The organism is Ectopseudomonas alcaliphila, from assembly GCF_900101755.1.
Taxonomy (GTDB): Bacteria; Pseudomonadota; Gammaproteobacteria; order Pseudomonadales; family Pseudomonadaceae; genus Aquipseudomonas; species Aquipseudomonas alcaliphila.
Genome location: NZ_FNAE01000007.1, coordinates 120,814 through 134,027, shown reverse-complemented (window position 1 = coordinate 134,027; position 13,214 = coordinate 120,814). Strand labels below are relative to the sequence as shown.

The window sequence follows — 13,214 nt, the reverse complement described above, 5'->3', positions numbered from 1 at the left end:
CACCGATCCAGCCGACAACCATGCGAATCGCGGTGCGCACAGCGCACCCTACATGCGCTGTTGCCACTGCGCCAACCAACCCAGACTCGCCTGCGTGCCCGCCTCGCCGGGCTTGTATTCGGCCCCCAGCCAGCCGCCATAGCCGCTATCATGCAAAGCACTCAGCAGCGGCGGGAACGCCAGCTCGCCGGTACCTGGCGCACCGCGTCCCGGTACATCGGCGAACTGCACATGGCCGATGCGCCCGGCCAGCAGGCGCATGCCCGCGGCCACGTCCAGCTCCTGGCGCGCCATATGATAGAGGTCGTATTGCGCGGCCAGATTGGGGTGATCCACGGTGCGTAGCAGCTCATCGAGATGCTCCGGCGTGTTGATCACAAAGCCCGGCATGTCGATGGGATTGATCGCCTCCACCAGCACGCGGATGCCCAACGTCGCGCAGGCTTCGGCGCTCTTGCGCAGGTTGGCGACCAGACACGCCAGCGCCTGCTCGCGGCTCACGCCTTCGGCCAGGCGCCCGGGCAACACATTGATGCAGGCCGGGCGCACCATGGCGGCGTAGGTCAGCGCCTCCTGTAGTGCCGCGTCGAACTCCACCTGTCGCGCCGGCACACTGGCCAGGCCGGGACCGCCAGTCATCAGGTCGCCCGCCGGCACGTTGATCAACACCAACGGCAGAGCGGTCAACTCCAGCACGTCTTTCAGGGCGACCGCCGGCAGTTCGTAAGGAAACTGAATTTCCACACCATCGAAACCCGCGTTCATCGCCGCCAGCACACGCTCGCGCAGCGGCAACTCGGTGAACAGCATGGACAGGTTGGCAGCGATTTTCATCGGCATTGCTCCCGCAGCATTTCCACCAGCGTGGCGGGATCGCGCTCCAGATTGCCCTGGCTGCCGTGCAGGCGCATCAGTTGCGCGGCCAGGCCGCTCATGGGCGTGGCGCTGCCCTGCTCACGGGACAACTTCACCGCCGTATCGAGATCCTTGAGCAGCGTGCGCACGTGCCACTTGATCGGCTCGAACTGGCTGGCGGCCATCTGCGGCGCGAGGATCTGCAGCGGCTTGGAATCGGCGAAACCACCGGCCAGTGCCGGGGCGATCAGGCTGGCATCGACGCCGGCGCGCTCGGCCAGCGCCACCACCTCGGCGATCACCAGCGCGTTGCAGGCGACGATCATCTGATTGCACACCTTGGTCACCTGCCCGGCGCCCACCTCGCCCATGCGCGTCAGGCGCTGGCCCAGGTGCGCGAGAATCGGGCGCACGCGCTCCACGTCCTCTTCCCGGCCGCCAGCCATGATCGCCAGCGTGCCGGCCTCGGCACCCGGCGTGCCGCCGGAAACCGGCGCATCCACCCAGCGCATGCCGGTGCGAGCTTCCAGTTCTGCCGCCATCTCACGGGTGGCCGCCGGCTCCAGGCTGGAAAAATCCACCAGCAATTGCCCCGGCCGCGCGCCCTCGACGATCCCGCCCGGGCCGAACACCACTTCGCGCACCACCTCGGTGTTGGCCAGGCAGAGCATCACCACGCTGGCATCGCGGCACAGTTCGGCGGGGTTCTCCACGCGCTGTGCGCCGTGCGCCAGCAGCGACGCGCACTTGTCCGGCGTACGGTTCCAGAGGGTCAGCGGGTAGCCTGCAGCGAGCAGGCGGCGGGTCATCGGCAGGCCCATCAGACCAATCCCGGCGAAGGCCAGGGCGGGAAGCGTTGCTGTCATCGATCAGCTCCAGGCAGTTGGCATCCGGGCAATCTTAACCCCAGCACCATCTGCGTGCTGCAAGGGCAACGCCGGGCCACTATACTCCGCGCGCCTTCCCCGCTATTGAACCGGAGAATCCGACATGTTCAAGAACACCCTGGCGCTCGCCGCCGGCATCGCTCTGTCCGTATCTGCTGTATTCGCGCAAGCCGCCGACGTCCTCAAGGTCTCGGCCATCCCCGACGAAGCCCCCACCGAACTGCTGCGCAAGTTCAAGCCGCTGGGCGCCTACCTGGAGCAGGAACTGGGCATGAAGGTGGAGTTCGTGCCGGTGGCCGACTACGCCGCTGTGGTCGAGGCGCTGGCCGCCGACCGTATCGACATGGCCTGGCTGGGCGGCTTCACCTTCGTCCAGGCGCGCCTGAAAACCGGCAACGCCGTGCCGCTGGTACAGCGTGAGCAGGATGCCGAGTTCACCAGCAAATTCATCACCTCCGACCCGACGGTGAAATCGCTGCAGGATCTGAAAGGCAAGACCTTCGCCTTCGGTTCGGTGTCCTCCACCTCCGGCAGCCTGATGCCGCGTTATTTCATGCTGCAGGACGGCATCAAGCCGGAAGATTTCTTCAGCCGCGTGGCCTATTCCGGCGCCCACGATGCCACCGCTGCCTGGGTGCAGGCCGGCAAGGCCGATGCCGGCGTGCTCAACGCCTCGGTGTGGCAGAAGCTGGTCGACGCCGGCAAGGTCGATTCCGACAAGGTCAAGGTCTTCGCCACCACCCCTACCTACTACGACTACAACTGGACCGTGCGCGGCAACCTCGACGCCGATCTGCAGACGAAGATCAAGGCCGCCTTCCTCGCCCTCGACCCGGCCAAGCCCGAGCAAAAGGCAATTCTCGACCTGCAGGCCGCCAGCCGCTTCATCGAGACCAAGCCTGAGAACTACGAAGGCATCGAGGAAGCCGCTCGCGCCGCCGACCTGCTGAAGTGAGCATCGCCCTGCGTGGCGTGGGCCTGGCCCACGCCAACGGCAAGGTCGCGCTGGAAAACATCAAGCTACAGGTCAGTCCCGGCGAACGGGTGGCCATCATCGGCCCCTCCGGCGCGGGCAAGACCACTTTGCTGCGCCTGCTGGCCACCAGCCTGCAGCCCACCCAGGGCGAGATCGACCTGCTGCAGCACAACCCCTGGCGCCTGGCTGCCCGCCAGCGCCAGCGCCTGCGCGCGCGTATCGGGCTGATCCACCAGGCCCCGCCGCTGCCACCGCGCCAGCGCGTGGTCACTGCCGTGCTGGCCGGCAAGCTCGGCCAATGGTCGCTGGCCAAGGGTCTGCTCAACCTGCTCCACCCACTTGATGCTAGCGGCGCCCAGGCGACGCTGGCGCGGCTGGATATCGCCGACAAGCTCTACCAGCGCTGCGACCAGCTCTCCGGTGGCCAGTTACAGCGTGTCGGCATCGCCCGCGTGCTGTATCAGGCGCCGGAGCTGATCCTCGCCGACGAGCCCGTCTCGGCCATGGACCCGGTGCTCGCCGGCCATACCCTCGCAGTGCTCAACCGCGAGGCCGCCGAGCGCGGCATGACCCTGCTGGCCAGCCTGCACGCCGTCGACCTGGCGCTGGCGCACTTTCCCCGCATCGTTGGCATTCGCGATGGGCGTATCGCCTTCGACCTGCCGGCCACGCAGGTGCAGCCCGAGCAGTTGCGGGCGCTGTACGCCAACGAGCAATTGCAGGCCGCGCCCAGCTCACCTGTGCAATCGCAGTCGGTACATATCCCGCGATGCTGAGCGCCACCCCACGCGACCCCGCCGCCCTGCCGCGCCTGCTGATCACCGCACTGGCGCTGCTGCTGTTGTGGCCGGGTATCAGCTTGAGCGAGCTGGACCTGGCCGTACTGGTCGATGGCGACAACACCCGCGCCATGGGCGACTTCCTCGCCGGCTTCTGGCCGCCCGCGCATGACGCCGAGTTCCTTGCCCTGCTCGGCCGCGCCACCCTGGAAACCCTGGCCATCGCCACCGCCGGGATGAGCCTGGCGCTGCTCATCGCCATACCCGCCGCTCTGCTGGCCAGTCGTGCGCTGTCGCTGTCGGCCGTACACCGTGGCGGCCGCCCGGCCTGGTGGGCGAACCTGGCGCGCTGGCCGGTGCGCGGCCTGCTGATCTTCCTGCGCAGCGTGCCGGAAATCGTCTGGGCGCTGCTGTTCGTCCGCGCCGTCGGCCTCGGCCCCACGGCCGGGGTACTGGCCATCGCCATTACCTACGCCGGCATGCTCGGCAAGGTCTATGCGGAAATCTTCGAGTCGGTCGACGCCCGCCCCACCCGCGCACTGCTGGGTGCCGGCAGCAGCCGCCTCAGCGCTTTCGCCTACGGCGTGCTGCCCAATGCCGCCGGGGAAATGCTCTCCTACACCGTATACCGCTGGGAATGCGCCATCCGCGCCTCGGTGGTGATGGGCTTCGTCGGCGCCGGCGGCCTGGGCCAGCAGATCGACCTGTCGCTGCGCATGTTCGCCGGCGGCGAAGTGGCCAGCATGCTGCTTACCTTCCTGTTGCTGGTGCTGCTGGCCGACCAGTTCAGCCGCCTGCTGCGCGTAAGGCTGACATGAAAGCCGGCAACCTGATCCTGCTCGTCGCCATTGTCGGCGCAGTGATCGCTTCGTTCGTCTATCTGGGTATCGATCTTGGCGCCCTGGTCGCCGGCGACAGCCTGGCGCAGATGGGCAAGTACGCCAGCGGCTTCCTGCAGCCGGACTTCTCCGCCACACACCTGCAGGCCATCGGCCGCGGCGCGCTGGAAACCCTGGCCATGTCCGCCATCGGCACCCTGCTCGCCGCGATCCTCGGTCTGGCCCTGGCACTACCGGCCGCCGGGCGCTTCGGCGGCTTCGCCCTGCACGCCACACGCCTGCTGCTCAACGCCCTGCGCGCCATCCCCGAGCTGGTCTGGGCGGCGCTGATGGTGCTGGCCGCCGGCCTCGGCCCCAACGCCGGCACCCTCGCCCTGGCCCTGCATACCGCCGGTGTACTCGGCCGCCTGTTCGCCGAAGCGCTGGAAAATACCCCACGCGAACCGGCCGACGCCATCCGCGAAAGCGGTGGTGGGCGCATGGTTGCCTTCTGCTATGGCACCCTGCCCGGGGTCTGGCCGCAACTGGTGGCGTATACGCTGTACCGCTGGGAGAACAACATCCGCATGGCCAGCGTGCTCGGCTTCGTCGGTGCCGGCGGCCTGGGGCAGATGCTCTACGTGTCGCTCAGCCTGTTCCAGGAAGCCCAGGCGGCCACGGTGATCCTGGCCATGCTTCTGCTGGTGCTGGCGGTGGATGGCCTGAGCGGCTGGGCGCGGCAGCGCTGGGTGAGTTGAGCAGTCAACGCATTGGACCCTGCCGGCTATAGGGTTGCCGCCGCCCCTTTCTGGCCGCCTTTTCCTGCGCGCCTAACGTCTTCCGCTCGCCCTCTGATCGCGCAGCCGGCATTCGTCTGGATCGATCACGGCAGCAATTGAAAACGTTCAAGGCTTAAGCCAGCATGCATAGCCCATGGCCATCGTGTATCGCCTGTCCGGGCGACGCTTAGCCATGAGCTAACAGACCTCTTCCCCCGACAACAGGATGTCTCGTATGCACGTCTTCAAATACCTTCTTGCCGCCAGCTCCCTGATCATCGCAGGCTGCGCCAGCCACCCTGCGCTGCCGCCGCCGGAGTTCCCAGGCCTCGAGCAATCCGAAAAGATCGTCATCCACGATCAACGCCCCAGCAGTGAAAGCGAGAAGAAAATCTTCAGCCTGCTAGTCACCAGCAGCGCCTATGCCATCTACCGCATGCCGGACACCGCCACCAGACCCACAGGCCCGCGCCTGCTTGCTCACAGGGCTTACGAGACCTTCCCGGAGCTGAGCAGCCAACCCACCATCAACGTCCATCACTTCGTGACCTATGCCAATCTGCAATCGCAATTGCGCAAAAGCTCGCTGCTCGCAGGGCTGACCGGCCCGATTGGCGTCGCCATCCTCAGCAGCCAGGAGCTGCCGGTCGGCGAGGTGCTGACCAACCGAATCGATAGCGGTGTCTTCGAAAAAACCGCAGGAGACGAGGAATATACCCGCGCCTTCTTCAGCGCCGAAGAAAATCCCGAGAAGTCGCCGGTCAACCTCATCTACATCGACGCGGAAATGCTCGGCCAACGCATTGCCAGCCGCTGCCTGGTGCCACCGATAGAGGGTAAGCCCAACCTGTTCCTCGTCGAGGCAATCGACATGTGCATCACCAACCACCTGGCGCTATACCGCACCGCCCCCGCGCAGGAAACGGCCGCCAAGTAAGCAGGCATGGGCCAAGCAGAAACCTGTCGAGAGATGGGTTTCTTCGCCGGCAATCTGCCAGATCTGTTCGCCTAGAAGCGCCAATCACGCTCAGCCTGTTTCACAAAGCCTTGGCCTTGCTGCTAGTGCTGGCGGTGAATGGGTTGAGTACGTGAGCACGGGATGACAGGCAGTAACCGGCCAAAGGCGGATATCAACCTCAACGCCGCGAGTTGGTCAGGGCTTCAGTATGCTTGTGCACATATCGATAAAAGCTCGCAGCTTGGGTTGATTCTTGGCGGTTTTCGAGAAGTAGAGAAACAGCCCATCGCTGCCGGGTGAGCAATCGAGCAGAGCTGGCTCCAGCGTACCGGCCGCCAGCTCCCGCGAGGTATGGAAGGTCGATGAGTAGATGAGCCCCACACCGTTCACGGCAAGACTACGCATCAGTTCACCATCATTGACCGTAATGGCCCCCATCGGATCTATTCGCACGGTCGAGCCGTTCTCCAGGAACTCCCATCGGTAGATGTCGCCTTTTTCAGGTCGGCGAAAGCGAATGCACTCGTGCTGTATCAGGTCACTGGTCATCTGCGGTTTACCGTGCACCTTGAAATACGCTGGCGAGCCGAAAACCGCCCATTGGTAGGGCTTGCAAAGTCGCACAGCAATCATGTCCTGGGCGATGTAGGAACCGATCAGAATGCCCGCGTCATAGGCCTCGGAGACGAAATTCTCGTGACGATTGCTGACCGTGATTTCCACATTCAGGTTCGGCCAAGCTTTTCGAAAGGAGGGCAGGACAGGCTCGATGACATGCGGCAAAGCCAAACGCTCGACAATCAGACGCAGGGTACCGGATGGGGCTTGCGCCGATTGAGCGGCATCCTCAAGCCCAGTGGCGATGGCATGAGCGGCTGGCTCAACCTTCTCCAACAGAGCATGGCCAGCTTCCGTCATGGACATCCTGCGTGTTGTGCGATGGAAAAGTGGAATGCCCAGACGTTGTTCCAGCCGCTGCAACGCCTGGCTGACCGAGCCAGCCGTTCTGCCAAGATCGAGGGCCGCTTTAGTTACGCTCAAGCGCCTGGCTACCGCCAGAAATTCAGGCAATCCATCGAAGCTCGGAGGGTGGTTCATGCTCGTCCCCTTGCCGTTTTAGCTCATGTAATAAGTCATTAGATTACCCGGTTACTTCGATTTAATTTCACCTTATTAGGTTCTTTCTCTAAATAGTACATTCGCCTTAGGCCCGTTTTTCGCTCCCGGTGGCGCGGCTAGAGTTCGCCCTATCGTTCATCACCGAAGGAAGTGACATGTCTTTTACCAAGCGAATCATAGGTTTTTCCGCTGTGCTTTTCGCACTCACGGCCGGCCCCTCGACAGCGTTCGCCGAACAGAACCTGACAAGCGAAAAGGTCTTGATCGTTGTATCGAGCCTGGACAAGAAAACCGAGAAGCTGGTCGGGGGATTCTGGTTTCCCGAGCTCACCCATCCGGTCGAAGTGTTCGACGAGGCCGGTGTCGACTTCGACTTGGCCAGCCCCAAGGGCGGATTGGCACCTTTCGATGGTTTCGACCTGAAGGATGAAGCGAGCCTGAAGTTCTGGACCAACCCACAGCACCGCAACAAGTTGGGCAGTACCCTCAAACTGTCCAACGTCGATCCATCCAGGTACGGCGCGGTTTTGCTGGTAGGCGGTCATGGCCCCATGTGGGACTTCGTCAACAATCCTGAGCTCAGCGACATCGTGCGCACCATCTATGAGAACAATGGCGTCGTCAGTGCGGTCTGCCACGGCCCGGCCGGGCTTCTCGATGTAAAACTCAGCAATGGCCGCAACCTGATCGAAGGTCGCCGCCTCACCGGCTTCACTGCCGAGGAAGAAATCGCGCGTCAGTACGACACGATCGTACCTTTCGAGCTTGAAGACGCGTTGAAAAAGGCCGGCGCAACATTCGAAGAAGCCCCGATTTTCGAAAGCCTTGTGGTGGTAGATGGGCAACTGATTACCGGCCAGAATCCCGCATCCGCGAAAGCGCTCGGCGAGGCGCTGATCAAAGCGCTGCAAGCCAAAGTCGAGTGAAGGAGATCCTGTAGATGCAAGGAATCAGGCGTATTTTACAGTCGATGGTGGCCGTCGGAACCTTCGCACTACTATGTGCGGCAGGCAGCGCCAGCGCTGCGGACTTGCACGTATTGGCCTCCACGGCACTAAAGCCGCTCTTCGAGAAAATTGGACCCGAGTTTGAAGCGGTGAGCGGTGATCGATTGGTCTTCTCCTGGGGTGCCTCTTATGGAAATGCTCGCGATGCGCTGCCTGTGCGCCTCAGAAACGGAGAGAAGGCCGATCTAGTCGTGATGATCCGCGAAGCCCTGGATGAGCAGATCGAACAAGGTCATGCGCGCCCAGAAACGCTGCAAGACCTGGCTACCTCACACTTGGGTCTGGCGGTACGGACCGGTGCTCCCAGGCCGGATATCGCCACCATCGAAGGGCTGCGGCGTACGTTGCTGACGGCAAAGTCTGTCGCGGTTTCCAGCGGAGTTAGTGGCGTTTATGCAGTCAATTCACTGTTTCCTAAGATGGGCATCGCTGAACAGCTGCAGGCGAAGACGGTGGTGATCGAAGCCCCCTCACTGGTTGGCCACGCGCTGCAGAACGGCAAGGCGGAGGTCGGTTTGCAGCAAATGAGCGAGTTGCTGGCGGTTTCGGGGATCGAAATCCTCGGGCCGCTGCCGGATGAGGTCCAGCGTGTGAACATCATCGCTGCAGCAGTGGCCGCCAATGCACAGCGAGCCGAGGACGCAGAGGCTTTAATCCGGTTTCTGCAAAGCCCCCTAGCAGCGCAGTCACTGGATGAGTTCGGGTTCAGTCCGATTAGGTCGCAGATTGCATCTGTTACGCCTTTTTTGAGGACTCCAAACCATTAACTCTGGCGATAGTCAGCGATCATCATTTATTAACAACCCAGAATGGACGTCTGCTTTTTGGCCGATAGCAGCAACTCCTGAATAGCCGGCTATTCAACAGAGCCCTTCCCGTTCTTTCAGCGTAAAGTCACGCCCCCCTACTCTCCGGTTTCCGCTCCGATAAATCGCGCCGAACAAGGAATCACCCACATGGATCGTTTCCATCGCATCTTCCCCGCCTTGGCGCTCTGCCTGCTCCCCCTCGCTCATGCCGATACGCGCCAGCCACAGCCTTGCGACGACGCCTTGCTGGCTTCACTGGCCGCCCAGTTGGGGCAGCAAGATTGGACTCTCCCTCACGAACGCGGCGATGAGTCATTGGTGGCGGCTGCCTGCAAGCCCTGGCCGGATGATCCGACGCTGTCCGTGGTGACCCTGGCTTACCGTGATGCTGGGGACACCACGCCTGCGGGCGAACGCGACCTCAAGTGGCTGGTGGCGAAGGTGGACACGCAGAGCGGGCAATTGCGTGAACGCTATGACGACTACCTTGGGGAAGATGCCGCACTGGAAATTGATGCAGGCAGCCTGTGGCTGGATACCGCGCGCTATCACCTTGCGCCAGACGTTCGCGCCTTCGGCGTGCTGGTGCGCAGTGTCGCTCGCGGCGCGAGCTGTCCGGATGCCGGCTTCAACGAGCTGCTGACGCTGGTGGTGCCGGAGGGGCCTCGGCTAAGACCGGTGTTTTCCACCTATCTTTACGCGTGGACGACGGTAAAGGGCACGTCCTGTGTGATGGACAGCGACTTCCAATCGGAGCAGGCCAACCTCACGCTGGGCCTTGGGCCAAAGCAAGCCCATGGCTACGCCGACCTGGTGGTGACCGCTCATGTTCGTGCTGGCCGGCAGGAACCTGTGCTACGCAAGGTCAGCACGACCCTCCGCTACGACGGCAAGCACTATCCGTTCGATCAGTTCTCCACGTTCTGGATGAGAGAGACGCAGCCTTAAGGGCGATCAGGCAAAAACAAGCCGGCCCATCACTCCCCGTCTAGACTCCTGAGTTTCAACCCAAGGTAGGAGACTCAGGATGTCCAGCAAGAACACCATCTGCCTCTGGTACGACCGCGACGCGCTGGAGGCTGCGACTTTCTATGCAGAGACCTTTCCCGACAGCGCCGTGCTGGCGGTACACCACGCGCCCGGCGACTATCCCAGCGGCCAGCAGGGCGATGTGCTGACGGTGGAATTCAACGTGATGGGCATCCCCTGCCTGGGCCTCAATGGCGGCCCGGCGTTTCAACACAACGAGGCGTTCTCCTTCCAGGTCGCCACCGACGACCAGGCCGAGACGGACCGCCTGTGGCACGCGATCATCGACCACGGCGGCCAGGCCAGTGAATGCGGCTGGTGCAAGGACAAATGGGGCATTTCCTGGCAGATCACCCCGCGCATCCTCAGCGCCGCCATCACCAGCCCCGACCGCGCTGCGGCCAAGCGCGCCTTCGAGGCGATGATGACCATGAGCAAGATCGATATCGCCAGGATAGAGGCGGCGCTCAAGGGCTGATAGGCGTGGCGGATCAGGCGTGGGCGTTCTTCTTCTGCAGGATCAGCGACGCTTCGTTATAGGCGTTCTGGAAGGCGTCGCTGCCGATCCAGGCCACGGCGGCGTCTTCGTCTTCCTCGTGGAAGATGGCGCGATAGACGATCAGCAAGCCCATCATGAAATCGGTGGCAGCGTCTTCCGACTCCTCGGCGACCACCAGTTCCAGTACCGGGTACTGCAGGAATATCAGGCACATGGCGAGCAGACTGATGCTCTCCCCAGCCTTCATCGCCTGGAACAAGTCGTCGAAATGCGCCGGGTCGAAACCGTTTTCTTCGATGTCCTTGAAATCGAAGGTGCTCAAGTCGAGCTCGACATCATCGAACGGCTCGTTGACCAGCGGGTTGGCCAGAATCGGATGGACGACATTGGCCTGAGGCTTGGGCTTACCCATGCGGTTCTGCTTGGCCTTGGTCTTGGCACGCTGGGCGCGCTTCTTCTGTTTGTCGGGGGAAGGCATTGGGTGTCCTTGTTCGCTGCAGCCATGTTCATGGCCCGGAATGATCAGGCGCCCATTGTATTCAGTCTGAGTACGGGCTGTCGGCAAAGCTTATGGGACTGCTTGTACATCCCCTGGCAGGCCGCCTCCCTGGCCGGGCAGTACAGGCGGCAATGCTCACGACTGAACTACGAAACGCTCTGGTAGCCCACAACGAATACCGCACGGCTCGCCGATGCGTCTTCACCGAGCATCAGACGACGCACCTCGATCTGACGCAGCGCCACTTTCGGGACCTTGGTTGAGAGCTGTTCATTGAGAATCGACAGCACGCGTTAGCCGTCTCGGCCACGCGAGAAGCAATGACATGCTCCTTGTCGACGGGCGTCCTGTGCAGGACGCCAGGCGTCTCCCTACAGACGAAAACGCGAGATGTTTTCGCGCAGTGCCTCGCTAGTGCGAGCCAGGTTTTCGCTCTCCTGCTGTGTGCTCTGGAAAGCGGAGGCCGACTGCTCCGTGCTGTCGCGAACCGAGATGATGCCGCGGCTGATCTGTTCGGCCACCGCACTCTGTTGTTCCGAAGCGGTAGCGATTTGCTGGTTCATACCGTTGATGCGCTCAATCATGGCGACGATCCGCGCCACTGCCTCTCCCGCCTCGGACACACCGGAGACCGACTGCTCACTGGAGCCCTGGCAGCGCTGCATGTAAGACGAAGTCTCGTCAGCAATTCTCTGCAGGCTGGCGATCAGCCCCTCAATTTCGGTGGTGGCTTCCTGAGTACGCCTGGCCAAGCTGCGAACTTCGTCCGCCACCACGGCAAAGCCACGTCCGGCCTCACCAGCTCGGGCCGCTTCAATAGCAGCGTTGAGTGCCAGCAGGTTGGTCTGATCAGCTACCGACTTGATGACGTCGAGGACACTACCGATGTTGCTGCTCTCGGCTTTCAGGCGCCCCATGGCTTCGCTGGAGTTATCGATCACTTTGGCCAGTTCACCGATCAGGCTCACCGCATGGCCGGCCTTGCGCTGGCTTTGCAGGGCGGCTTCGTCCGCTTCGCTGGCGGCCTGGGCTGCGGATTCCGCACTGCGCGCCACGTCCTGCACCGTTGCGGCCATTTCATGCACGGCAGTAACGATCTGTTCCACTTCACGCTGGGCGTTGGCCACGCTGGCGGCGTTGTGCATACTCGACTCGCTAAGCTCCTGACTGGAATGCGCCACGGTACGCGACGTGTTGTCGATATCCTGGGTAACCTGGCGCAGGTTCTGCTGCATACGCTGCAGGGCGGCGAGCACGCTGTTTTCCGCAGAATTAACGGCGCTTTCCATATTGCGCAGGTCGCCTTCGGCCACCCGCTGGGCGATCTGGTTGAGATCGCTCGGCTCGGCGCCCAGCGCCTTCAGGAGATGGCGACTGATCATGTGGCCGAGCACGGCGGCGAGTACGAAACTGAGCGCGGTAATCAGCACCAGAATATTACGCTGCCGCTCGTATTGGGCCTCGTTGTCAACGACGCGCTGATCGGCCACCTCGGTGGTATGAACCAGGTACTCGTCGATCACCCGTGTCAGCTCTTCGAGCAGCGGCGTGCATTGCTCACTGACCATGCGCATGGCTTGCGCATCTTCACCGTTGAACAGATGCTCGGCGATGGTGTGAGCCACCGGGCTGTAGCGCGCCTCGACTTGTTCGATGCGGGCGAGCAGCTCACGTCCCGTTGCCGAAACATCCTTTTGCGTGAGCATTGCATCGCGCAGCGCAGCCAGGCTGTCGACCACATCCTTCTCGTAAGCAGCGATGGCCGCCCGATGCTGCCCTCGCGCTGCCGGCTCGGCGTTGAGGGCGAGGTTACGCAGGGCGATGGCTCTGTCCTTGACCGTGTCACTGACGTGGCTGGCCAGGCGGGCGCGGGCCTCGACACCATTGATGTAGTCGGAGAACTCCCGGTCAGCGGCCGCCAGGTTGTAAAGAGAGACGCCGGCGATCAGCAGCATCAGGACCAGAAGGCAACCATAACTGGCGTAGAGAAGGCCGCGAGTGGAGAAGCGAGGGGAGCGAGATTGCATAAGGGCACCTACCGAGAACGTGTGATGACGTCAAAGGACCTTGCAGGTGCACGCAGGAACCGGAGCCGTGGCCCGTTCCATTGGCCTCCTGTCAATCGAGTCCCCCAACCCGGTCAGTTGCCGGCACACTCCATTACCGACAACACATCGACCCGGTCTAGCCGCCGGTGCCG

The 13,214-nt window shown here is 62.8% G+C and carries 15 protein-coding genes; 9 read left to right on the top strand and 6 right to left on the bottom strand.

Translation table 11 applies throughout. From position 1 onward, the window contains the following. Nucleotides 1-48 precede the first annotated feature (48 nt). Together BLR77_RS19725 and BLR77_RS19720 are read right to left on the bottom strand one after the other, a co-directional pair. Complete coding sequence (locus tag BLR77_RS19725) at nucleotides 49-834, bottom strand: hydroxypyruvate isomerase family protein (RefSeq protein WP_074680997.1); 786 nt, start codon at nucleotides 832-834, stop codon at nucleotides 49-51. Continuing rightward, complete coding sequence (locus tag BLR77_RS19720) at nucleotides 831-1,721, bottom strand: NAD(P)-dependent oxidoreductase (RefSeq protein WP_074680995.1); 891 nt, start codon at nucleotides 1,719-1,721, stop codon at nucleotides 831-833. The genes BLR77_RS19725 and BLR77_RS19720 overlap by 4 nt, the downstream gene beginning before the upstream one ends. Nucleotides 1,722-1,845: 124 nt before the next feature. Here BLR77_RS19720 and BLR77_RS19715 point away from each other — a divergent pair, with 124 nt between their 5' ends. From BLR77_RS19715 to BLR77_RS19695, 5 genes are all read left to right on the top strand, one after another. Further along, the gene (locus tag BLR77_RS19715) at nucleotides 1,846-2,697 is read left to right on the top strand and encodes a putative selenate ABC transporter substrate-binding protein (protein ID WP_074680993.1); all 852 of its coding nucleotides are present in this window, start codon (nucleotides 1,846-1,848) and stop codon (nucleotides 2,695-2,697) included. Next, nucleotides 2,694-3,494, top strand: coding sequence for a phosphonate ABC transporter ATP-binding protein (locus tag BLR77_RS19710; protein WP_074680991.1), 801 nt, complete (start codon nucleotides 2,694-2,696; stop codon nucleotides 3,492-3,494). The genes BLR77_RS19715 and BLR77_RS19710 overlap by 4 nt, the downstream gene beginning before the upstream one ends. After that, nucleotides 3,488-4,315, top strand: a complete 828-nt coding sequence (locus BLR77_RS19705; RefSeq protein ID WP_074680989.1) for a PhnE/PtxC family ABC transporter permease — start codon at nucleotides 3,488-3,490, stop codon at nucleotides 4,313-4,315. Before BLR77_RS19710 ends, BLR77_RS19705 begins: the two co-directional genes overlap by 7 nt. Continuing rightward, nucleotides 4,312-5,073: a phosphonate ABC transporter, permease protein PhnE gene (phnE, locus tag BLR77_RS19700; protein ID WP_074680987.1), complete on the top strand. Its 762-nt coding sequence runs from the start codon at nucleotides 4,312-4,314 to the stop codon at nucleotides 5,071-5,073. The genes BLR77_RS19705 and phnE overlap by 4 nt, the downstream gene beginning before the upstream one ends. Before the next feature lie 256 nt (nucleotides 5,074-5,329). Then, on the top strand, nucleotides 5,330-6,031 hold the full coding sequence (locus BLR77_RS19695) for a hypothetical protein (RefSeq protein ID WP_074680985.1): 702 nt from the start codon (nucleotides 5,330-5,332) through the stop codon (nucleotides 6,029-6,031). Nucleotides 6,032-6,247: 216 nt separating this feature from the next. On the opposite strand, the gene BLR77_RS19690 is transcribed toward BLR77_RS19695, so the two are convergent. Further along, nucleotides 6,248-7,150, bottom strand: coding sequence for a LysR family transcriptional regulator (locus BLR77_RS19690; RefSeq protein ID WP_074680983.1), 903 nt, complete (start codon nucleotides 7,148-7,150; stop codon nucleotides 6,248-6,250). A gap of 176 nt (nucleotides 7,151-7,326) precedes the next feature. On the opposite strand from BLR77_RS19690, the gene BLR77_RS19685 reads away from it, so the two are divergent. The 4 genes from BLR77_RS19685 to BLR77_RS19670 all read left to right on the top strand — a co-directional run bounded on the left by BLR77_RS19685 (nucleotide 7,327) and on the right by BLR77_RS19670 (nucleotide 10,494). Then, complete coding sequence (locus BLR77_RS19685) at nucleotides 7,327-8,097, top strand: type 1 glutamine amidotransferase domain-containing protein (protein WP_074680981.1); 771 nt, start codon at nucleotides 7,327-7,329, stop codon at nucleotides 8,095-8,097. A 14-nt stretch (nucleotides 8,098-8,111) separates the two neighbouring features. Beyond that, nucleotides 8,112-8,945: a molybdate ABC transporter substrate-binding protein gene (locus tag BLR77_RS19680; protein ID WP_202907454.1), complete on the top strand. Its 834-nt coding sequence runs from the start codon at nucleotides 8,112-8,114 to the stop codon at nucleotides 8,943-8,945. Between the two features lie 189 nt (nucleotides 8,946-9,134). Further along, a complete protein-coding gene (locus tag BLR77_RS19675) occupies nucleotides 9,135-9,935 on the top strand; it encodes a PA3715 family protein (RefSeq protein WP_074680979.1) in 801 nt (266 codons plus the stop codon). A gap of 79 nt (nucleotides 9,936-10,014) precedes the next feature. Continuing rightward, nucleotides 10,015-10,494, top strand: coding sequence for a VOC family protein (locus tag BLR77_RS19670; protein ID WP_074680977.1), 480 nt, complete (start codon nucleotides 10,015-10,017; stop codon nucleotides 10,492-10,494). Between the two features lie 13 nt (nucleotides 10,495-10,507). On the opposite strand, the gene BLR77_RS19665 is transcribed toward BLR77_RS19670, so the two are convergent. The 3 genes from BLR77_RS19665 to BLR77_RS19660 form a co-directional block, all read right to left on the bottom strand. After that, nucleotides 10,508-10,993, bottom strand: a complete 486-nt coding sequence (locus tag BLR77_RS19665; RefSeq protein ID WP_074680975.1) for a hypothetical protein — start codon at nucleotides 10,991-10,993, stop codon at nucleotides 10,508-10,510. Nucleotides 10,994-11,160: 167 nt separating this feature from the next. Then, complete coding sequence (locus BLR77_RS25710; protein ID WP_238380599.1) at nucleotides 11,161-11,304, bottom strand: hypothetical protein; 144 nt, start codon at nucleotides 11,302-11,304, stop codon at nucleotides 11,161-11,163. An 81-nt stretch (nucleotides 11,305-11,385) separates the two neighbouring features. Next, nucleotides 11,386-13,041, bottom strand: coding sequence for a methyl-accepting chemotaxis protein (locus BLR77_RS19660; RefSeq protein ID WP_074680973.1), 1,656 nt, complete (start codon nucleotides 13,039-13,041; stop codon nucleotides 11,386-11,388). Between the last annotated feature and the right edge of the window lie 173 nt (nucleotides 13,042-13,214).

What these genes read in the sequence shown, in the direction of transcription:
- phnE (WP_074680987.1), top strand. Translation starts at nt 4,312, where the DNA reads ATGAAAGCCGGCAACCTGATCCTGCTCGTCGCCATTGTCGGCGCAGTG.
- BLR77_RS19715 (WP_074680993.1), top strand. Translation starts at nt 1,846, where the DNA reads ATGTTCAAGAACACCCTGGCGCTCGCCGCCGGCATCGCTCTGTCCGTA.
- BLR77_RS19695 (WP_074680985.1), top strand. Translation starts at nt 5,330, where the DNA reads ATGCACGTCTTCAAATACCTTCTTGCCGCCAGCTCCCTGATCATCGCA.
- BLR77_RS19720 (WP_074680995.1), bottom strand. Translation starts at nt 1,721, where the DNA reads ATGACAGCAACGCTTCCCGCCCTGGCCTTCGCCGGGATTGGTCTGATG.
- BLR77_RS19680 (WP_202907454.1), top strand. Translation starts at nt 8,112, where the DNA reads ATGCAAGGAATCAGGCGTATTTTACAGTCGATGGTGGCCGTCGGAACC.
- BLR77_RS19725 (WP_074680997.1), bottom strand. Translation starts at nt 834, where the DNA reads ATGAAAATCGCTGCCAACCTGTCCATGCTGTTCACCGAGTTGCCGCTG.
- BLR77_RS19705 (WP_074680989.1), top strand. Translation starts at nt 3,488, where the DNA reads ATGCTGAGCGCCACCCCACGCGACCCCGCCGCCCTGCCGCGCCTGCTG.
- BLR77_RS19675 (WP_074680979.1), top strand. Translation starts at nt 9,135, where the DNA reads ATGGATCGTTTCCATCGCATCTTCCCCGCCTTGGCGCTCTGCCTGCTC.
- BLR77_RS19660 (WP_074680973.1), bottom strand. Translation starts at nt 13,041, where the DNA reads ATGCAATCTCGCTCCCCTCGCTTCTCCACTCGCGGCCTTCTCTACGCC.
- BLR77_RS19670 (WP_074680977.1), top strand. Translation starts at nt 10,015, where the DNA reads ATGTCCAGCAAGAACACCATCTGCCTCTGGTACGACCGCGACGCGCTG.
- BLR77_RS19690 (WP_074680983.1), bottom strand. Translation starts at nt 7,150, where the DNA reads ATGAACCACCCTCCGAGCTTCGATGGATTGCCTGAATTTCTGGCGGTA.
- BLR77_RS19665 (WP_074680975.1), bottom strand. Translation starts at nt 10,993, where the DNA reads ATGCCTTCCCCCGACAAACAGAAGAAGCGCGCCCAGCGTGCCAAGACC.
- BLR77_RS19685 (WP_074680981.1), top strand. Translation starts at nt 7,327, where the DNA reads ATGTCTTTTACCAAGCGAATCATAGGTTTTTCCGCTGTGCTTTTCGCA.